Source organism: Pannonibacter phragmitetus DSM 14782 (genome assembly GCF_000382365.1).
GTDB classification, from domain to species: Bacteria; Pseudomonadota; Alphaproteobacteria; order Rhizobiales; family Stappiaceae; genus Pannonibacter; species Pannonibacter phragmitetus.
Genome location: NZ_KB908218.1, coordinates 149,561 through 169,029, shown reverse-complemented (window position 1 = coordinate 169,029; position 19,469 = coordinate 149,561). Strand labels below are relative to the sequence as shown.

General features: G+C 64.4%; 15 protein-coding genes and 1 pseudogene. 8 read left to right on the top strand and 8 right to left on the bottom strand.

Features of this window, described 5'->3' with window-relative positions:
• Positions 1 to 50: 50 nt before the first annotated feature.
• Complete coding sequence (locus tag H163_RS0109215; protein WP_019964285.1) at positions 51 to 983, top strand: LysR family transcriptional regulator; 933 nt, start codon at positions 51 to 53, stop codon at positions 981 to 983.
• Between the two features lie 25 nt (positions 984 to 1,008).
• On the opposite strand, the gene mutS is transcribed toward H163_RS0109215, so the two are convergent.
• Positions 1,009 to 3,753, bottom strand: a complete 2,745-nt coding sequence (gene mutS / locus H163_RS0109210; RefSeq protein WP_019964284.1) for a DNA mismatch repair protein MutS — start codon at positions 3,751 to 3,753, stop codon at positions 1,009 to 1,011.
• A gap of 144 nt (positions 3,754 to 3,897) precedes the next feature.
• Between mutS and H163_RS0109205 the strand changes: the two genes are divergently transcribed.
• The 3 genes from H163_RS0109205 (at position 3,898) to trpB (ending at position 8,148) form a co-directional block, all read left to right on the top strand.
• Entirely contained in the window at positions 3,898 to 6,180 is a 2,283-nt protein-coding gene (locus H163_RS0109205) for an NADP-dependent malic enzyme (protein WP_019964283.1), read from the top strand.
• A gap of 87 nt (positions 6,181 to 6,267) precedes the next feature.
• A complete protein-coding gene (locus tag H163_RS0109200; RefSeq protein ID WP_019964282.1) occupies positions 6,268 to 6,927 on the top strand; it encodes a phosphoribosylanthranilate isomerase in 660 nt (219 codons plus the stop codon).
• A gap of 15 nt (positions 6,928 to 6,942) precedes the next feature.
• A complete protein-coding gene (trpB, locus tag H163_RS0109195) occupies positions 6,943 to 8,148 on the top strand; it encodes a tryptophan synthase subunit beta (protein ID WP_019964281.1) in 1,206 nt (401 codons plus the stop codon).
• 387 nt (positions 8,149 to 8,535) lie between these two features.
• Here the strand turns inward: trpB and H163_RS24360 are convergent, their stop codons facing one another.
• Complete coding sequence (locus H163_RS24360; protein ID WP_019964280.1) at positions 8,536 to 8,703, bottom strand: hypothetical protein; 168 nt, start codon at positions 8,701 to 8,703, stop codon at positions 8,536 to 8,538.
• Between the two features lie 336 nt (positions 8,704 to 9,039).
• On the opposite strand from H163_RS24360, the gene trpA reads away from it, so the two are divergent.
• The 3 genes from trpA (at position 9,040) to H163_RS0109175 (ending at position 12,350) form a co-directional block, all read left to right on the top strand.
• Positions 9,040 to 9,867, top strand: coding sequence for a tryptophan synthase subunit alpha (gene trpA / locus H163_RS0109185; protein ID WP_019964279.1), 828 nt, complete (start codon positions 9,040 to 9,042; stop codon positions 9,865 to 9,867).
• Positions 9,868 to 9,903: 36 nt separating this feature from the next.
• Positions 9,904 to 10,818, top strand: coding sequence for an acetyl-CoA carboxylase, carboxyltransferase subunit beta (gene accD, locus H163_RS0109180; RefSeq protein ID WP_019964278.1), 915 nt, complete (start codon positions 9,904 to 9,906; stop codon positions 10,816 to 10,818).
• Positions 10,819 to 11,033: 215 nt separating this feature from the next.
• Positions 11,034 to 12,350: a bifunctional folylpolyglutamate synthase/dihydrofolate synthase gene (locus tag H163_RS0109175; RefSeq protein ID WP_019964276.1), complete on the top strand. Its 1,317-nt coding sequence runs from the start codon at positions 11,034 to 11,036 to the stop codon at positions 12,348 to 12,350.
• A 289-nt stretch (positions 12,351 to 12,639) separates the two neighbouring features.
• On the opposite strand, the gene H163_RS0109170 is transcribed toward H163_RS0109175, so the two are convergent.
• The 3 genes from H163_RS0109170 to H163_RS0109160 all read right to left on the bottom strand — a co-directional run bounded on the left by H163_RS0109170 (position 12,640) and on the right by H163_RS0109160 (position 15,607).
• Positions 12,640 to 13,011 (bottom strand): cupin domain-containing protein, encoded by a 372-nt coding sequence (locus H163_RS0109170; RefSeq protein ID WP_019964275.1) that lies wholly within the window; start codon positions 13,009 to 13,011, stop codon positions 12,640 to 12,642.
• 101 nt (positions 13,012 to 13,112) lie between these two features.
• The gene (locus tag H163_RS0109165; protein ID WP_244296181.1) at positions 13,113 to 13,961 is read right to left on the bottom strand and encodes an AraC family transcriptional regulator; all 849 of its coding nucleotides are present in this window, start codon (positions 13,959 to 13,961) and stop codon (positions 13,113 to 13,115) included.
• Positions 13,962 to 14,080: 119 nt separating this feature from the next.
• Positions 14,081 to 15,607 (bottom strand): YifB family Mg chelatase-like AAA ATPase, encoded by a 1,527-nt coding sequence (locus H163_RS0109160; RefSeq protein ID WP_019964273.1) that lies wholly within the window; start codon positions 15,605 to 15,607, stop codon positions 14,081 to 14,083.
• Between the two features lie 174 nt (positions 15,608 to 15,781).
• Between H163_RS0109160 and H163_RS0109155 the strand changes: the two genes are divergently transcribed.
• A complete protein-coding gene (locus H163_RS0109155) occupies positions 15,782 to 16,603 on the top strand; it encodes a cyclase family protein (RefSeq protein WP_026355659.1) in 822 nt (273 codons plus the stop codon).
• A 36-nt stretch (positions 16,604 to 16,639) separates the two neighbouring features.
• On the opposite strand, the pseudogene gshB reads toward H163_RS0109155, so the two are convergent.
• From gshB to H163_RS0109140, 3 genes and pseudogenes are all read right to left on the bottom strand, one after another.
• A pseudogene (gene gshB / locus H163_RS22560) lies at positions 16,640 to 17,575 on the bottom strand (glutathione synthase); the annotation flags it as partial.
• 205 nt (positions 17,576 to 17,780) lie between these two features.
• Positions 17,781 to 18,563, bottom strand: a complete 783-nt coding sequence (locus H163_RS0109145) for a succinate dehydrogenase iron-sulfur subunit (RefSeq protein ID WP_019964270.1) — start codon at positions 18,561 to 18,563, stop codon at positions 17,781 to 17,783.
• A 55-nt stretch (positions 18,564 to 18,618) separates the two neighbouring features.
• On the bottom strand, positions 18,619 to 19,461 hold the full coding sequence (locus H163_RS0109140) for an FkbM family methyltransferase (protein ID WP_019964269.1): 843 nt from the start codon (positions 19,459 to 19,461) through the stop codon (positions 18,619 to 18,621).
• Positions 19,462 to 19,469: the final 8 nt, after the last annotated feature.

The window sequence follows — 19,469 nt, the reverse complement described above, 5'->3', positions numbered from 1 at the left end:
AGTAGAAAAATTATAAAGTTTATAAGGCTTCATTCTAAAATCGAGAAACCATGGACACGCGCCAGCTCCGCTACTTCGAGGCGATCTTTGAAAGACGCAGCCTCACGACTGCTGCTGGCGAACTGCGCATCGCCGTCTCGGCGCTGAGCCATCACCTCGCCAATCTCGAGACTGAACTCGGCCAGAAGCTCTTTCATCGCAGGCCACGCGGGCTTGAGCCCACGGCAGCGGGCGAGCGGCTTTACACCCACGCAAAGGCCATCCTGCGCGCCATGCAAGCCGCCGAAAGGGACATCAAGGCTTCAGGCGGCGAGGTTGCCGGTGACGTGACCATCGGCATGGCCTATTCGGCGGTCAAGGCTATTGGCGTGCCACTTCTGCGGCGTATCCTGACAGGCTACCCGAAGCTCAACCTTTCGCTTTCCGAAAGCCTGTCCGGCACGACACTTGCGTATCTTCTGGCGGCCGATGTGGACATGGCTCTGGTCTACAATCCGCCCACAGATCCGCGGCTGAAGTCGGTTCCCGTGCTGGAGGAAAGCATGGTGCTGATCGGGCAGGAAGCCATCATTGGCGAAACGGGCCTCCCGATCGCCTTCCATGACACGCTCGGCCTGCCGATGATCATCCTGCGTCAGGGCATTTCGGCGCGTGCGCTGGTCGAAGATGCAACGCTGCTGAAGAAGCTTGAAGGAAGTGCGCGCTTCCAGCTCAACTCGGTGCATGCGATCGGCGGGGCACTGATTGAGGGGCTTGGCTGCGCCATCGGCACCCGGCTGTTCCTGCAAGAGCATATCGAGACCGGTGCCCTCGCCGTCCGGCCCATCATCATGCCCGAACTGTCACGCACACTGCATCTGTGCCAGATGGCAGACCGCCCGTCTTCCTATGCACTGGAAGCAGTGCAGCGGCTTGTCATCGAACTGGTGCATGAGGCCATCGACAGCGGCCTGTGGCAGGCCCGCAAGGTTGAGCAGGCCTGACCTTTTCTGCATCACCCCTACGCCGTCAGCCCTTTGCCTTGAGGGCCTTCAGCCGGTAAAGCGCTTCCAGCGCCTCACGCGGGGTGAGGTCATCGGGATTGATCTCACCGAGCGCCTCAAGCACTGGATCGGCCTTGGCCACGGGTGTTGTGGCAGCGGCCTTGGTGGTCTGGACGACGGCGGCAAAAAGCGGCAGCTCGTCGATCAGGGTTTCCGCCGGGGAGCGGCGGTCCTTTTCCTCAAGCTGGGAGAGAACGGACTTTGCCCGCTCCACCACTGCCGCCGGAAGGCCCGCAAGCTTGGCTACCTGAATGCCATAGGACCGGTCTGCCGCACCGGGGATGATCTCGTGCAGGAAGACCACGTCGCCGTTCCACTCCTTCACGGAGACGGTGGCATTGGTCAGCCGTGGCAGGCGCTGGGCCAGCGCGGTCAGCTCGTGGTAGTGGGTGGCAAAGAGCGCGCGGGAGCGGTTCACCTCGTGCAGATGCTCGATGGCAGCCCAGGCGATGGACAGGCCGTCGAAAGTGGCCGTGCCGCGCCCGATCTCGTCCAGAATGACCAGTGCCCGCTCGCCCGCCTGATTGAGGATGGCTGCCGTTTCCACCATTTCCACCATGAAGGTGGAGCGGCCGCGTGCCAGATCATCCGCCGCGCCGACGCGGGAGAACAGCCGGTCCACCACGCCCAGATGAGCGCTGGCGGCAGGCACAAAACTGCCCATCTGCGCCAGAACCGCAATCAGCGCATTCTGCCGCAGGAACGTGGACTTACCGGCCATGTTGGGACCGGTGATCAGCCAGATCTGGCCCGATGCTTCCTTGCCCTGCGGCCCGAGGTTGCTGTCATTGGCCACAAAGGTATCGCCGCCGCCGCGCCTGAGCGCCTGTTCCACCACCGGATGGCGGCCGCCCTCAATGGCAAAGGCAAGGGTCATGTCCACCAGCGGGCGGCAGTAATTCTCGTCCTGCGCCAGCTTCGACAGGGCTGCGGCCACATCGATCACGGCCAGCGCACGGGCTGCCGCTTTCACCGGCTCGCTATCCGCCACAAGCTGCGCGGCAAGCCGGTCGAAGATCTCCAGCTCGATGGCCAGCGCCCGCTCGCCCGCACTGGCGATGCGCGATTCCAGATCGGCGAGTTCCGTCGTGGTGAAGCGCATGGCGCCCGCCATTGTCTGGCGGTGGATGAACCGTGCCGGATCAGCAGACAGCTTGTCCGCCTGTCCGGCCGGCACTTCGATGAACCAGCCCAGCACGTTGTTGTGCTTGATCTTGAGCGAGCGCAGGCCCAGCTCTTCGGAATATTCCGCCTGAAGCCGGGCAATCACCTTGCGCGAGGCATCACGCAGATCACGCAACTCATCCAGATTGGCATCATAGCCAGCCGCCACAAACCCGCCGTCGCGCTTGAGCAGAGGCGGTTCGGGATCAAGCGCACGGTTCAGCTCGGCGCCCAGATCATGGGGCGCGGCGGCAAGATCGCGCCAGGCATTGGCGAGTTCGGGCGGCAGATCCTCCGCACTCTTCATCTGCGTCAGAATACGTGCCGTTGCCTCAAGCCCTTGCGCAATGGCCAGAAGGTCACGCGGGCCGCCGCGCTGCATGGCGATACGGGACAGGGCACGGGCCAGATCGGGCGCGGCCTTCAGCTCGGCCCTCAGGCTGTCGCGCAGGATCTCGTTGTCGAGGAAGAAGCCGACGGAGTCCTGCCGCGTGGCGATTTCGGCCGGATCGGTGAGCGGCCCGGCCAGACGGCTGGCCAGCAGGCGTGCGCCTGCGCCTGTCACCGTGCGGTCGATGGACGACAGAAGGCTGCCCTGCCGCTCGCCGGAAAGGGTGCGCGTCAGTTCAAGATTGGCGCGGGTGGCCGGATCGATCAGCATGCGCCCGCGTGCCGCCTCACGGGTGGGCGGGTCCAGCGGCGGGCGCTCGCCCAGCTGGGTCTTCTCCACATAGGCGAGAATGCCGGCCGCTGCGGTCAACTCGGCGCGGGAGAAATTGCCGAAACCGTCGAGGGTCTTCACCCGGAAATAATTCGCCAGCCGGTCCGCCGCCGTTGCCCCGTCGAAGAAGGCACGCGGCACCGGCGAAATGGCAGCGCCCTGCCCTTCCACCAGATGGCGGATTTCGGTTTCCTGCAAGAGATTGTCCGGCAGCACGATTTCACGCGGATCGATCTGGGCAAGGTCGGCCGAAAGCCGTTGCAGATCCGTCTCCGCCACCTGGAAGCTGCCGGTGGACATGTCGATCCACGCAAGGCCGAAGACGCCATCGGCAGTGTCAGCGCCGGCGCGCAGCCTTGTCAGCGCCAGCAGGAAATTGTTGCTCCCCGCATTCAGCAGCCGCTCTTCGGTCAGCGTGCCGGGTGTGACAAGGCGGATCACATCGCGCCGCACGACCGATTTCGAACCGCGCTTCTTCGCCTCTGCCGGGTCTTCCATCTGCTCGCAGACGGCAACCCGGTGGCCAAGGCCTATCAGCTTCTGCAGGTAGTCGTCTGCCGCATGCACCGGCACGCCGCACATCGGGATGTCCTCACCCTGATGCTTGCCGCGCTTGGTCAGCGTGATGCCCAGCGCCTGCGAGGCGATTTCGGCATCCTCGAAGAACATCTCGTAGAAATCGCCCATGCGGTAGAACAGCAGGCTGTCCGGATTGGCGGCCTTGATCTCGATGAACTGCGCCATCATCGGCGTCACGCGGGCATCGCTCGCGCCGGATGCGGGATCGTTCGGGGCGGGGGTGTAGGGGCTCTGATCGGTCGGCATGTGCGGACCCTACCAAAGCCCTCCGCAGCTTTCACAGCTCCTGTGCCCAAAGGTGCCTTGAGGCGGTAATTTTCCGGGGATAAGGTCTTGGTCCAGATAAGAGAAGCGAACGCTTCGCAGCACGAGGGAAGGACCGGCCAGACCATGTCGTCATCAGGCAAGAAGGGCAAGACAGGCGTCAGCTTTACAGACCAGGAGGCCCTGCTGTTCCATCAGGAAGGCAAGCCCGGCAAACTCGAAATCAACCCCACCAAGCCGATGGCGACGCAGCGCGATCTGTCGCTCGCCTACTCCCCCGGTGTGGCAGTGCCCGTGCGGGCCATCGCGGAAGATCCGTCGCGAGCCTATGACTACACGACACGCGGCAATCTGGTTGCGGTCATCTCCAACGGAACCGCCATCCTCGGCCTCGGCAATCTCGGGGCGCTTGCCTCCAAGCCGGTGATGGAAGGCAAGGCAGTGCTGTTCAAGCGCTTTGCCGACGTGGATTCCATCGACCTCGAGGTCGATACGGAAGACGCGGACCAGTTCATCAACGCCGTGCGCTATCTCGGCCCCTCCTTTGGCGGCATCAACCTTGAGGACATCAAGGCACCGGAATGCTTCATCATCGAGCAGCGCCTGCGCGAGCTGATGGATATTCCCGTCTTCCACGACGACCAGCACGGCACCGCGATCATCGCAGCTGCCGGCCTCATCAACTCGCTGCATCTGACGGGCCGTGATCTGAAGTCGGTGCGCATCGTCTGCAACGGCGCGGGCGCGGCCGGTATTGCCTGTATCGAACTCGTCAAGGCGCTGGGCGTCCCGCATGAGAACGTCATCCTGTGCGACACCAAGGGTGTCATCTATCAGGGCCGCACCGACGGCATGAACCAGTGGAAGTCCGCCCATGCAGTGAAGACCGATGCCCGCACCCTCTATGAGGCGCTGAAGGGCGCGGACGTATTCCTTGGCGTGTCGGTGAAGGGTGCGCTGACGGAAGATATGGTGCGCGCCATGGCCCCGAACCCGATCATCTTCGCCATGGCCAACCCGGACCCGGAAATCACGCCGGAAGAGGTCGCCGCCATCCGCGACGACGCCATCATTGCCACGGGCCGGTCGGATTATCCCAACCAGGTCAACAACGTGCTCGGCTTCCCCTATATCTTCCGCGGTGCGCTGGATGTGCGGGCGACAACCATCAATGACGCCATGAAGGTGGCCTGTGCGCAGGCGCTCGCAGCCCTTGCCCGCGAGGAAGTGCCGGATGAGGTGGCTGCCGCCTACCGGGGCAGCCGTCCGAAGTTCGGCCCCGACTACATCATCCCCGTGCCGTTTGATCCGCGTCTCATCTCCACCATTCCGCCCGCCGTGGCGCAGGCGGCGATGGACACCGGCGTTGCCCGCCGCCCGATCATCGACATGGACCAGTACAAGCATCAGCTTTCCGCCCGCCGCGATCCGGTGGCCGGAACCCTGCAGCGCATTTTCTCCAAGGTGCGTCAGGCGCCCAAGCGCGTGGTCTTTGCCGAAGGCGAAGAAGAACCGATGATCCGCGCCGCCGTCAGCTTCGTGAACCAGGGGCTGGGTGAGGCCATCCTGATCGGCCGCGAGGATGAAATCCGGGAAGCCGCCGCTGGCGCGGGTGTGGATCTTGCCCGATCCGGCATCAGCATCCAGAACGCCCGCAACTCCACCCGTAACGCCGACTATGCGCAGTATCTCTACACCCGGCTGCAGCGGAAGGGCTATCTGCTGCGCGACTGTCAGCGCATGGTCAACAACGACCGTAACTACTGGGGCGCCATCATGGTGGCGCGGGGCGATGCGGATGCCATGGTCACCGGCATCACCCGCAATTATTCCGTCGCGCTCGACACCATGCGCCAGTGCATCGACACCAAGCCCGGCCACCGGGTGATCGGTGTGTCGGTGGCCCTGTGCCGTGGCCGCACCGTGCTCATCGCCGACACCACAGTGCATGATATGCCCAACGCGGAGGAACTGGCGGATATTGCCGAAGAGGCAGCCCATGTCGCCCGCCGCCTTGGCTATGAGCCGCGCGTGGCCATGCTCGCCTATTCCACCTTCGGCCATCCGAAGGGTGAGCGCGCCGAGCGGGTGCAGGAAGCCGTGCGCATCCTCGACCGCCGCCGCGTCGACTTCGAGTATGACGGCGAAATGGCTGCGGACGTTGCGCTCAACATGGACAAGATGGCAGCCTATCCCTTCTGCCGCCTGACCGGCCCGGCAAACGTGCTGGTCATGCCGGCCTTCCACTCGGCCTCCATCGCCACCAAGATGCTGCAGGAACTGGGCGGCTCCACGGTCATCGGTCCGCTGCTCGTCGGCTTCGACAAGCCGGTGCAGATCGTCCCGATGGGCGCCAAGGACAGCGACATCGTCAACATGGCCGCGATTGCAGCCTATAACGTGACGTGATCTATCAGGGTGCCGCCTGCGTCCCGTCAGGGACAGCCAGGCGGCACCCACTGTCCGTCAAAGATGCGAAAGCCGCAGGAATTCAGAATGCCCAAAACCATCATCAAGATCTGCGGTCTTTCGACCCCCGAAACCATGGAAGCGGCCGTTGAGGCGGGGGCGGATATGGTTGGGCTCGTGTTCTTTCCCAAGAGCCCGCGCCATGTGACGCTCTCCGATGCCTGCCGTCTGGCTGATATTGCCCGCGGGCGCAGCGAGATTGTCGCCCTGACGGTGGACATGGATCTGCATGGCCTGCAGCGCATCAACGAACTGGTGCAGCCGGATATTTTCCAGTTTCACGGCCAGGAAACACCCGAAGCCTGCGCCGCAGGGCGGGTGATGTTGCGCCGGCGCATCATCAAGGCAATTGGCGTGAGCGAAAGGGCTGACCTTGAGGCCGCCCTGCCCTATGTCATTGTGGCTGAGCGGATCCTGTTTGACGCCAAGCCCCCGAAAGACTCCGATGTGCCCGGCGGCCACGGGGTTCCGTTTGACTGGACGCTGCTGAAGTCGCTTGACCTGCCGTGTCCCTTCATGCTTTCCGGGGGGCTGGATCCGGACAACGTTGCGCAGGCGATTGCGCTCAGCGGCGCCACCGCGGTCGATGTCTCTTCCGGCGTCGAGCGCAGCAAGGGCGTGAAGGACAGCGGGTTGATACGTGCTTTCGTGGCGGCAGCCCGCAGCGCGGAACATGCGAAGGAGTGACGAGAGTTGACCACGATGGCAAACACCCTGCGGTCCGGCCCGGACGAGCGGGGCCATTTCGGGATTTTCGGCGGCCGCTACGTGGCCGAAACCCTGATGCCGCTCATTCTCGATCTGGAAAAGGCCTATAGCGACGCCAAGGCCGATCCGGCCTTCAAGGCGGAGCTGGACAACCTCAACACCCATTACACCGGCCGGCCGTCGCCGCTCTATTTCGCCGAACGCCTGACCGAACATTTGGGCGGCGCCAAGGTCTACTTCAAGCGCGATGAGCTGAACCACACCGGCAGCCACAAGATCAACAACTGCCTTGGCCAGATCCTGCTGGCAAAGCGCATGGGCAAGACCCGCATCATCGCCGAGACGGGTGCTGGCCAGCATGGCGTGGCAACGGCCACCGTCTGCGCCCGCTTCGGTCTGCCCTGCGTCGTCTATATGGGTGCCACGGACGTGGAACGGCAGAAGCCGAACGTCTTCCGCATGAAGCTGCTGGGCGCCGAGATCGTTCCGGTCACCGCTGGCGCGGGCACGCTGAAGGACGCGATGAACGAGGCGCTGCGTGACTGGGTCACCAACGTTGACGACACCTATTACCTGATCGGCACCGCCGCTGGCCCGCATCCCTATCCGGAGCTGGTGCGCGATTTCCAGTCGGTCATCGGCAAGGAAACCCGCGAACAGATTCTCGCCGCCGAAGGCCGCCTGCCGGATGCCATCGTGGCCGCTGTCGGCGGCGGCTCCAACGCCATCGGCCTGTTCCACCCCTTCCTCGATGACAAGAGCGTCGAAATCTGGGGTGTAGAGGCAGGCGGACGCGGACTTGACGGCCACGAGCATTGCGCCTCGCTGAATGCCGGCAAGCCGGGCGTTCTGCATGGTAACCGCACCTATCTGCTGCAGGATGACGATGGCCAGATCCTCGAAGGCCATTCCATTTCGGCAGGCCTTGATTACCCCGGCATCGGGCCGGAGCATTCCTGGCTGAAGGAAATCGGCCGCGCCAACTATGTGCCAATCACCGATGACGAGGCGATGGCCGCCTTCCAGCTTCTGACAAAGGTGGAAGGCATCATCCCGGCGCTGGAACCGGCGCATGCGCTGGCACAGGTGGTCAAGATGGCGCCAAAGATGGACAAGGACCAGATCATCGTCATGAACCTGTGCGGCCGCGGCGACAAGGACGTCTTCACCGTCGGCAAGATGCTCGGCTTCGATCTGTGATTTGAGGTTTTTGCCTCACTATGCCGTGGCTTGTCATGAGCCACGGCGTTTTCTGCCGGTACTGTGTTACCTTTGGCTGTGACTGAGCCTGGCCAGGCGCATTGGGAGCCGGTGCTGTCTCCGCAGCCCCTCACCTTGTCATCCCCGCGCAGGCGGGGATCCAGTGCGCCCGGCGTATGAAATGAACGGAGATTCCGGGGCCACTGGATTCCGGTCTTGCCGCTTCGCGCCAAACCGGAATGACACGGGGAGAGCGTGTGGCCGCCTCAATGCCCCCTCTCCGGGGCTGCATGCCAGCCGGACCAACTTTCCGCACCCCTTCCTACAAACACCAAAGGCCCCGCAGTCTTCAGAACTGCGGGGCCTTTGCATGAGAAGCCAGTCCGGTCAGCGGCCGGTCAGGCCGCCGGCGAACATGGCGGTGAGATAAAACTCGAATGCGCCCGGGCCGTTGTGGTCCTTATTCGGTGCAGCGGCCTGCGGCTCACGGTCGCTGAAGATGCGGCCAATTCCGGCGAGGCGCGTTGTCTTGCGGCGCGTGGTCTCAATGATCATGGGGGAGGCTCCTTTTCTTGTTGTTCCTGGCCAACCCGGCCTTGTCCTCAAGAGATAGAGGCGCACAATGTGCGCTTCAAGGCCCCCCATTGCAGACCAACCCTGCAACCGCTGCATGGCTCAAAGGACAGGATTTCTGCCGCTGATGCGTCTTCCCCTTGCAGGAAAAGCGGCGCGATTCAGCCTTTCTTGCCTTTCCCTGCCGCGATGCGTTGACAGAAGGCCTTGAAGCCCCCTACATCCAAGCGCTGGTTTCAAGGTTCAGCGCGCCCGCCGTCCGGGCGGTATGTCCGGCAAACCAGATCTGCGAACAGATCCTCAAGGATGGGAAGCTGAATGACCGGGACGCGCATCGACCGCCGATTCAAGGCCTGTGCCGAAAAGGGGCGTCCGGCCCTTGTCACCTTCATCACGGCAGGCGATCCGGATCTGGCCACATCGCAGGCGATCCTTGAGGCGCTGCCTGCGGCAGGGGCTGACGTGATCGAGCTGGGCATGCCCTTTTCCGATCCGATGGCGGAAGGCATTCCCATTCAGCTTGCCACCCAGCGGGCGCTGAAGGCCGGCCAGACCATGGACCGGACGCTCGCCATGGTGCGCAAGTTCCGCGAGAAGGATCAGGATACGCCCATCGTGCTGATGGGCTACTACAACCCCATCTATGTGCGCGGCCCGGAAGCTTTTGTTGCCGAGGCGCATGCTGCGGGCGTGGATGGCCTGATTGTTGTCGATATTCCGCCGGAAGCTGACGACGAGCTTTGCATTCCGGCGCTGAAGGGCGGCATCAACTTCATCCGTCTGGCGACGCCGACCACCGATGACCGCCGCCTGCCGGCGGTGCTGAAGAACACGTCCGGCTTCGTCTATTATGTCTCCGTCACCGGCATCACCGGGTCGGCGGCCCTGAACACCACCAATGTTTCGGCGGCGGTGAAGCGGATCAAGGGTCATACGGACCTGCCGGTCGCCGTCGGCTTCGGCGTCAAGACGGCTGAGGATGCTGAGGCCATTGGCAAGGATGCAGACGGCGTGGTCGTCGGTTCCGTGCTGGTGGAGGCGATCCGCAACAGCCTCGATGCAGATGGACAGGCAACGGACAAGACCGTCGCCGCCGTGACAAATCTTGTGTCCTCCCTGGCCGGAGGCGTGGCGCGCGCCCGCTGACCGGCCAACAGGCACCAACAACGAACGGGATTTGCCGTGAACTGGATCAACACTGTCGTACGGCCCAAGCTGCGCAGCTTCCTGTCGCGCCGCGAGATGCCGGAAAACCTCTGGATCAAATGCCCGGAAACGGGCGAGATGGTGTTCCACCGCGATCTGGAAGCCAACCTGTGGGTCGTGCCGAATTCCGGCTACCACATGCGCATTCCGGCCAAGAAGCGTCTGGAATCCTTCTTCGATGGCGGCAGCTATGACCGGGTGGCAACGCCGTCCGTGACCGCTGATCCGCTGAAGTTCCGCGACACCAAGAAATACGCCGACCGCCTGAAGGAATACCGCACCCGCACCGGCGAGGAAGACGCGGTTCTGGTGGCGCGAGGCCGCGTCAACGGCCTTGATTTCACCGCTGCGGTGCAGGATTTCGACTTCATGGGCGGCTCGCTCGGCATGGCCGCAGGCGAAGCCATCCTGACCGGCATGATGACCGCCGTGGAGCACAAGACCCCCTTCGTGCTGTTTGCAGCATCCGGCGGTGCCCGCATGCAGGAAGGCATCCTGTCGCTGATGCAGATGCCGCGCACCACCATCGGCATCCAGATGCTGCGTGAAGCACGCCTGCCTTACATTGTGGTGCTGACCAACCCGACCACGGGCGGCGTTTCGGCCTCCTACGCCATGCTGGGGGATGTTCACATCGCCGAGCCGGGCGCACAGATCGGCTTTGCCGGCCGCCGCGTCATCGAGCAGACCATCCGCGAGAAGCTGCCGGACGATTTCCAGAGCGCCGAATACCTGCTGGCCCACGGCATGGTGGACATGGTGGTGAAGCGTCACGACCTGAAGGACACCATCTCGCGCCTTGCCGGCATCTTCATGAAGCGCGAGCTGACCCTGCCGGATCTCGATCCGCCTGCAGAGAAGCCCGCGCAGGATCAGGCGTCCGCCGCCTGAAAAAAATAACCCGCACGGCGGCCTGCCGATGCTTCATGTCCGTTTGACACAAGCATGAGAGGCTCGCCTTGCGGGATCATCCCTTCCCGCAAGCCAGAGCAGGGCCGTTCAAACGGCCTGCCTGAAAGCAAAGAGACGGGGCTGGCCCGGCAGAACAGTGCCGCCGGGCGGCTCCAGAATGTTTGTGCCATTCGCAGGGAAACCCCAGGGACGCCATGGACCAGATCACCGCCATTCTTGACCGGCTTCTCGCCTTGCACCCGCGCCAGATCGACCTGTCGCTGGACCGCATGCACCGCCTGCTGGCGGCGCTGGGCAATCCGGAGCGGCGCCTGCCGCCCGTGATCCATGTGGCGGGCACCAATGGCAAGGGCTCCGTCACGGCCACCATGCGCGCCATTCTGGAGGCCTCCGGCAAGCGCTGCCATGTCTATACGTCACCGCATCTGGTCGCCTTCAACGAGCGCATCCGCCTCGGCGAGCACGGCAAGCTGGTCGATGATCCGCGCCTGATCGCGGCGCTTGACCGCTGCGAGGAGGCGAACGGCGGGCACGAGATCACCTTCTTCGAAATCACCACCGCCGCCGCCCTGCTGCTGTTCTCCGAGGAGCCGGCCGATGTGCTGCTGCTCGAGGTGGGTCTTGGCGGGCGGCTTGACGCGACGAACGTGATTGACCGGCCGCTGGTGTCGGTCATCACCTCGATCTCGCATGACCACGAGAAGTTCCTCGGCAACACCTTGAGCGAGATTGCAGGCGAAAAGGCAGGCATCATCAAGCCCGGCTGCCCGGTTGTCTCAGCCCCCCAGGAAGACGAGGTGCAGGCAGTGCTGGACCGGGTTGCCGCCCGCAACCGCGCGCCCATCGCCCGTTTTGGTCAGGAATATACCGCCAGCGAGGATCAGGGGCGACTCTGCTATCAGGATGACAACGGGCTTTACGACCTGCCGCTGTCCAGCCTGACCGGCGGCCACCAGATCATCAACGCTGGGCTGGCCATTGCCGCGCTGAAGACCGCAGGTCTGCTGCCGGACGAGGCCACCATCGCACGCGGCCTCAGGCACGTGGTCTGGCCGGGGCGTCTGCAGGTGCTGACCCACGGACCCTTCGCCGGTCAATGCCCGGAAGGGGCGGAAATCTGGGTCGATGGCGGCCACAATCCGGGCGCTGCCCTGCGCGTTGCCGCCTTCATGGGCGAGCAGGAGGAGCGCCACCCGCGCCCGCTCTACATGATCTCGGCCATGCTGACGACCAAGGACCCGATCGGCTTCTACCGTGCTTTCCACGGCCTTGTGCGCCATGTGGCCACCGTGCCGGTAAAATCCACCAATGCGGCGCATGACCCGTTCGAGCTGGCCGATTTTGCCCGCACCGCCGGTCTGGAAGCCACGCCCTTCGACAGCCTGCAGGCCGCCGTCGCCGGCATCCGCCGCTGCGCCGCCCGCGACGGCGAGCCCCCCCGCATCCTCGTCTGCGGCTCGCTCTATCTCGTCGGTGATGTTCTGGCCGCCAACGGGATGGCGCCGAAGTAAAGGTGGCTGGTTGGCGGCAAGCTGATTGCCGGGCAGATACGCCGCAGCTCACCGGTCCCGGATCTCCGCTTCGCTTCGTCCGGGAAGACGATGGCGAGGGCAGGCACCTCCTCCACGGTTGTCATCCCGGTTTGCCGCAAAGCGGCAAGACCGGGATCAAGTACCCCCGGCTTTTGCCAGTTCAGCAGCCGCGGCTACTGGATCCCCACCTGCGTGGGGATGACAAGGGGAGACGCCGTGCCGGGGTAAGCTCGCAGCGTTGGAGCCCCGGCCTGCAACCCGGAAAACGTCAGATCCAGAGATCGTTCTGTGCGGTGCGTTCCCCGCCGGTATGGCCGGTGTTGAGGATGCCGCGCGGTTCGATCAGCAGAAGATGCACTTCCTGCGCGGCATAGGGCTTGTGCTCCACGCCCTTGGGCACGACGAACATTTCTCCGGCCCCAATCGAAACGGCGCCGTCGCGGAAGTTGATCCTCAGCTGCCCCTTCAGCACGATGAAGGTTTCATCGGTCTCCGGGTGTTCGTGCCAGACGAAATCCCCTTCGATCCGCACCAGCTTGAACTGATACTCATTCATTTCGGCAGCAACACGGGGCTGCCAGAGTGCGTCAATCAGTGCCAGTTTTTCAGCGAAATTGATGGCCTTGTATGTCTTGTCCATGCTGTCCTGCTCCGTTGCGGGGGAACAGCAGGCTAGGCCGGACCAGTAGGCGGCTTCTTGAACGATCGTGCAAGCGGCACTTCAGGGACTTGCGTCCAGGGTCAGATTTGGCTGATGAGCCGCCGCCAGCGGGCGGGCGTTATGCCGAAGCTGCTGCGGAAGTGGCGGGTGAAATGCGCCTGATCCGCAAACCCGGCCTCAAGAGCTGCCTGTACCAGAGACGCACCAGCACGGATGAGCGCCCGCGCATGATCCAGCCGCCGCAGTGTCAGATAGCGGTAGGGGCTGGTGCCGAACAGGACCCGGAAATCGCGCGACAGCTGCCAACGGTCCTGCCCAGTCATCTGCTCTAGTTGCTCCAGGGAAACGGACTGCCCACAAGCCTGACGCAAAAAGTCGCGCGCCATGTGGGCTGCCCGGCTGTCTGGCGCACTTATTACCCGGGCGGCAGAGGGCTCTCCGGCGGCCTGCAGGGCAAGCGCCAGATCATAAACGGCATCATTGTAATGCATCGTCTCCATGGGCTCGCCGATATGGCTGACGAGGCCGGCAATGGCCCTGAGCAGCCCTGGATCGCGGCTGATGCCACCAGCAACGAATGGCAGGGGTTGATTCCCGCCGAGCGCGGTCTGCACGAGGGCGGGATCGAGGTAGAACATGCGGTAATGGAAGCCGTCTTCGGTTCCCGCCTGACCATCGTGCAGCTCATCGGGATGAATGACCATCGCTGTGCCCGGAAGGCCCTCGCTGACCCCACCCCGGTACCGGAACTGCTGCACGCCGGACAATGTGCAGCCGATGGCATAGGTGTCATGCCGGTGCGGTTGATACGCCGGCCCCGAGAAATAGGCCTCTATGCGTTCGCAGCCCTCCATGCTGGACGCCAGATTGATCCAGCCCGCCGCCCTGCCGCCCGGCGTCTCCTCCAGCTTGCCCGTACCTGCATGCAAGGTCTTGTCTTTCCTGATCATCCCGGCGCATGGCTTGCAAAGCCGGTAAGCCCGGAACGTATTCTCAATTCCCCCCGATTATGCCGCCGGGCGGAGCGGCGGGCAACCGGCCTTTCCCCTCACGCCGCCTGCTTGAGAACATCCTGGCCTCTGTAACTGAGGGCTTCCGCCAGGTGAATACGGGTGACGGCGGGGTCGCCGTCGAGGTCGGCGAGGGTGCGGGCGAGTTTGAGGACGCGGTGATAGCCGCGGGCGCTGAGGGAGAGGCAGTTGGCCGCATCGGTGAGGAACTGGCGGCCTGACGGGTCCAGCGCCACCACCTCCTCCACCACGGCGGCCGGCATCTGCGCATTGGTGCGGGCGGAAAGGCCCAGTGCCCGGTAGCGCGCCTCCTGCTGATCACGGGCCATGGCCACCCTTTCGGCCACGGCGGCAGAGCTTTCCGCGCGGCCGGGGGTGAGCAGATCGCTGGCGGTGACGGCGGGAACCTCGATCCTGAGGTCCAGCCGGTCGAGGAAGGGGCCGGAAACGCGGGACTGATACTCGCTGGCGCAGCGCGGGCCCCGGCGGCACTGGTGCCCCGGCTCGCCCGCATGGCCGCAGCGGCAGGGGTTCATCGCCGCAATCAGCTGGATGCGCGAGGGATAGGTGACCCGGTGATTGGCCCGGGCGATGATGGTTTCGCCTGCCTCCAGCGGCTGACGCAGACTGTCGAGCACCTGTGGCTGGAACTCCGGCAGCTCATCCAGAAAGAGTACGCCATTGTGGGCGAGAGACACTTCCCCCGGCCGCGCCCGCAAACCGCCGCCGACGAGCGCTGCCATCGACGCCGAGTGATGCGGCGCGCGGAAGGGGCGCCGGTCGGTCAGCTTGCCATCGGCCAGCTCTCCGGCGAGGGAGGCAATCATGGACACCTCCAGCAGCTCCTTCGGCGACAGTGGCGGCAGGATGGAGGCAAGGCGGCTGGCCAGCATCGACTTGCCAGCGCCCGGCGGGCCAACCATCAGCATGTTGTGGCCGCCGGCTGCGGCAATCTCCAGCGCCCGCTTGGCCGTCTCCTGCCCCTTCACATCGGCAAGGTCCGGCAGGTTGGCCGGCAGGCCCCGCAGGCGCGGGGAAGGCCGGGAGAGCACCTGCGTGCCCTTGAAATGGTTCGCCAGCTGGATCAGCGAGCGCGGGGCAAGGATGGACATCTCCCCATCGGCCCAGGCCGCTTCCGGCCCGCAGTCCTCCGGGCAGATCAGCCCCTTGCCGAGCCCGTTGGCGCCCATGGCTGCGGGCAGCACCCCGGCCACAGGCGCCAGCGTGCCATCCAGCCCCAGTTCCCCCAGCACCACGTAATCGGCCAGCATGTCCGGCGGAATGGCGCCGATGGCGGACATGATGCCCAGCGCAATCGGCAGGTCGTAGTGGGAGCCTTCCTTCGGCAGATCGGCGGGAGCGAGATTGACGATCACCCGCTTGGCAGGCAGCGCCAGACCCGAGGCATGCAGGGCGGCGCGCACCCGCTCCCGGCTTTCGGCCACAGCCTTGTCCGGCAGGCCCACCACGGTGAAGGCCACCATGCCGGGCCCCACCTGCACCTGCACATCAACGGGCACTGCCTCGATGCCCTGAAATGCGACCGTCGTCACCCGGCTTACCATACGCGCCTCCCCCATGGGTCGCATCAGAGATTACGGCAACTTTTCAGGGAGTCAAGAACGTAAACAGAACATTAACGCCGCTTCTTTGGTCTTGCGCTTTTCCGGGACAGGTTGCAGCATCTTTTCATCAGCCCATGAAGAGGCGCGAGGCCGGACAGGCAAAGGGGAACAGCCATGTGTGATGTGTGTGTGATGAATGCCGTAAAGGACCGCATGCTGTCGCGGCGCGATCTTTTCCGGGCCGCAGCCGTGGGCGGCGCTGTGGCGGCCGCTGCGGCGGTAAGCGCGCCCTTTTCCGCCATGGCGGCGGTGCCCAGCAAGGTCAGCGACCTGACCCATGAGCTGCACGAGGCCTTCCCCACCTTCTTCGGCCAGCAGCAGTTCTTTGCCGAAAAGCTGTTCGACTACGCCAAGGACAAGTTCAACCTGTTCGAGCTGCGGGTGAACGAACACACCGGCACCCACGTGGACGCGCCGCTGCATTTCTCGGCGGACGGGCTGTCGGTGGCGGAAATTCCGGTGGCCAATCTCGTCGTGCCGCTCTGCATCATCGATATCCGCGCGAGGGCGGCGGAAAACGCCGATGCGCAGCTGACCCCCGATGACATCAAGGCCTGGACCGCGGCAAACGGTGATCTGCCGGATGGCGCCTGCGTTGCCATGCTGTCCGGCTGGGACAAGCATGTAAACACCGAGAAATTCCGCAATGCCGATGCGGATGGCAAGATGCATTTCCCCGGCTTCCACGTGGAAGCGGTTCAGATGCTGATGGAAACGGGCAGCATTTCGGGCATTGCCTCGGACACGCTGTCGCTGGACTACGGCATGTCGCCGGATTTCGCGGTTCACTACGCCTGGCTGCCGTCAAACCGCTGGGGCATCGAATGCATCGCCAATCTGGACCAGCTGCCGGTCAAGGGTGCAACGCTGGTCGTTGGCGCGCCCAAGCACCGGGGCGGCACCGGCGGCCCGGCCCGTATCTTCGCGCTGGCGTAAAGCCTGAGCAGGAGAGAGAGCCGGGCTTCGGGCCGGGCGTTTGGCCTCGATCACGTCCCAGACGCGAGCAGCAATATCGGGGCCGCCGAGGCGCTTGACGGCGCGGATGCCGGTGGGGGCGGTGACGTTGATCTCCGTCAGGTTGCCGTCGATCACGTCGATGCCGACGAGGATCAGCCCCTTGGCCTTGAGGGCTGGCGCGAGGCGGGCGCAGATCTCGCGCTCGCGGTCACTCAGCTCGGATTCCTTCGGCGAGCCGCCGCGCACCATGTTGGAGCGCAGATCGCCCGGTGCAGGCACGCGGTTGACGGCACCGGCATATTCGCCGTCCACCAGCAGGATGCGCTTGTCGCCGTGCTTCACATTCGGCAGGAAGCGCTGGATCACCCAGGGCTCGCGGAAGGTGGCGGCGAAGAAGTCGTAGAGCGAGCCGTAGTTGAGGTCATCATTGGTGATGCGGAACACCGCCGCCCCGCCATGGCCGAACAGCGGCTTCATGACGATGTCGCCATGCTCCTCGCGGAAGGCGTCGATCTCGGCGCGGTCGCGGGTGATCAGCGTCGGCGGCATCAGGTCGGCAAATTCGGTGACGAACAGCTTTTCGGGCGCGTTGCGCACCTCGGCCGGATTGTTGACCACCAGCACCTGCGGATGGATCTTCTCCAGAAGATGGGTGGCGGCCACATAGGCCATGTCGAAGGGCGGGTCCTGGCGCATCAGGATCACGTCGATCTGTGACAGATCCGTGCGCTGCTTTTCGCCCAGCGTGAAGTGGTTGCCCTTCTCGTCGCGCACCGTGACAGGCTCCAGAGCGGCGAAGACCTTGCCATCCTTCAGGGCCAGCCGGTCGGGCGTGTAGTGGTAAAGCTCGTGCCCGCGCGCCTGCGCCTCCAGCATCAGCGCAAAGGCGCTGTCACCGGCAATGTTGATGGACGAGATATGGTCCATCTGGACCGCGACCTTCAGGGCCATGCCTGTTCTCCGGAAAGCTTCATGTCAGGGGCCGCTTTGCGGCGTGGCACATACATATGTGATTTCTGGACCGGTTTGTCCAGAATAGGCAGCCGGATCAGAAACCGGCTGCCCGCAACAAAGAAGGCCCGCCCTGCCCCGGTTCCTTGCGGAAGGGGCAGAGCGGGCCCGGATCAGCTGCAAGCTGCGTGTGCCTTGAGCCGGGTCAGACGCGGCGGTCCACCAGCATCTTCTTGATCTCCGCGATGGCCTTGGCCGGGTTCAGGCCCTTCGGGCATGCCTGCGCGCAGTTCATGATGGTGTGGCAGCGGTAGAGGCGGAACGGGTCTTCGAGGTTGTCGAGACGCTCGCCCTTGGCTTCGTCGCGGCTGTCGATGAGCCAGCGGTAGGCCTGCAGCAGCACGGCCGGGCCGAGGTAGCGGTCGCCGTTCCACCAGTAGGACGGGCAGGAAGTGGAGCAGCAGGCGCAGAGAATGCACTCGTAGAGGCCGTCCAGCTTGGCGCGGTCCTCGTGGCTCTGGCGCCATTCCTTTTCCGGCGCCGGGGAAACCGTCTTCAGCCAGGGCTCGATGGAGCGGTGCTGGGCGTAGAAGCGGGTCAGGTCTGGCACCAGATCCTTCACCACCGGCATGTGCGGCAGCGGGTAGATGCTGATGGCGCCCTTGGACACTTCATCCATGCCGCGGGTGCAGGCAAGGGTGTTGGTGCCGTCGATGTTCATCGCGCAGGAGCCGCAGATGCCTTCGCGGCAGGAGCGGCGGAAGGTCAGCGTCGGATCGATCTTGTTCTTGATATAGATCAGACCGTCCAGGATCATCGGGCCGCAGTCGTCGAGATCGACGAAATAGGTGTCGATGCGCGGGTTGCGCCCGTCATCCGGATTCCAGCGGTAGATCCGGTATTCGCGCAGGTTGGTGGCGCCCGCCGGCTTGTCCCAGACCTTGCCCTCGGTCACCTTCGAGTTCTTGGGAAGCGTCAGCTGAACCATTATCGTCGCTCCGCGTTACGGCGCCGGATGAATGTCCGCGCCAGTCAGTTCCCCGTCAGGCCGCCAGCCGGAACAGGATGTTGTCTCTGGTTTCACCGGCCTTGACGTAACCGAGATCTGCCAGAAGGGTCAGGCAGTCCTCGGCCCAGTGCGGCCGGCAGTTTGTTTCAATCAGGATAGCCCGGGGCCAGAGGTCCCGGTTTGCCGTACGCAGATAGGGCAGGAGGACCCGGTCCTCAAACCCTTCCACATCCAGCTTCATGACATCCACCCGCTCAAGGCCGGCCTCGCTGATCACATCGAGCAGCGGGCGCACCGGAACGGTGACATTGGACCAGTTTCCGGCCCATTCGCCGGTGGTCAGATCTTCCACCACGGTGGCAAAACCGGCGTTGGAGGGCTCGCGCCAGAGGGACAGCTCGCCCTCCCGGTCCCCCACTGCCGTGCGCACCAGCGTGATGCTGCCCGCGCCATTGGCGGCGATGTTGAAGGCGAGCTTTTCCGCCGTCTCCTCGCTTGCCTCAACCGCCAGCACACGGGCACCGGCAGCAGCGGCGAACAGGGAGTAGGTGCCCACATTGGCGCCCACATCGACGAAGACCACGCCCCGGTGGATGAGCGGTGCCAGGAGACCGTGCTCGGCCCGCTCCGGCAGCCGGCCGCGGGCCAGCATCTTGCGGTCGTCGTAGTTGGCGCCGGGGTAGACGCGGAACTTCAGTCCCTCCACCACCGTGTCATAGGGGCCGCCGAACAGGCGGGCCACCAGTGACCTGATCCGCTTGCGCAGAAAGGCGGAAATGCCATGCCGGTCCGCAAGCCCCCAGGCAAGACGCACCAGACCCTCGGCACGGTAGGTGCCGAAGGGGGAACTGGTGTCTGGCCGGGCGGTTGCGGACATCGGGTGCC

Bases quoted from the DNA above. Each gene is read 5' to 3' on its own strand.
- H163_RS0109215 (WP_019964285.1), top strand. From the start codon at position 51: ATGGACACGCGCCAGCTCCGCTACTTCGAGGCGATCTTTGAAAGACGC.
- mutS (WP_019964284.1), bottom strand. From the start codon at position 3,753: ATGCCGACCGATCAGAGCCCCTACACCCCCGCCCCGAACGATCCCGCA.
- H163_RS0109205 (WP_019964283.1), top strand. From the start codon at position 3,898: ATGTCGTCATCAGGCAAGAAGGGCAAGACAGGCGTCAGCTTTACAGAC.
- H163_RS0109200 (WP_019964282.1), top strand. From the start codon at position 6,268: ATGCCCAAAACCATCATCAAGATCTGCGGTCTTTCGACCCCCGAAACC.
- trpB (WP_019964281.1), top strand. From the start codon at position 6,943: ATGGCAAACACCCTGCGGTCCGGCCCGGACGAGCGGGGCCATTTCGGG.
- H163_RS24360 (WP_019964280.1), bottom strand. From the start codon at position 8,703: ATGATCATTGAGACCACGCGCCGCAAGACAACGCGCCTCGCCGGAATT.
- trpA (WP_019964279.1), top strand. From the start codon at position 9,040: ATGACCGGGACGCGCATCGACCGCCGATTCAAGGCCTGTGCCGAAAAG.
- H163_RS0109175 (WP_019964276.1), top strand. From the start codon at position 11,034: ATGGACCAGATCACCGCCATTCTTGACCGGCTTCTCGCCTTGCACCCG.
- H163_RS0109170 (WP_019964275.1), bottom strand. From the start codon at position 13,011: ATGGACAAGACATACAAGGCCATCAATTTCGCTGAAAAACTGGCACTG.
- H163_RS0109160 (WP_019964273.1), bottom strand. From the start codon at position 15,607: ATGGTAAGCCGGGTGACGACGGTCGCATTTCAGGGCATCGAGGCAGTG.
- H163_RS0109155 (WP_026355659.1), top strand. From the start codon at position 15,782: ATGTGTGATGTGTGTGTGATGAATGCCGTAAAGGACCGCATGCTGTCG.
- H163_RS0109145 (WP_019964270.1), bottom strand. From the start codon at position 18,563: ATGGTTCAGCTGACGCTTCCCAAGAACTCGAAGGTGACCGAGGGCAAG.
- H163_RS0109140 (WP_019964269.1), bottom strand. From the start codon at position 19,461: ATGTCCGCAACCGCCCGGCCAGACACCAGTTCCCCCTTCGGCACCTAC.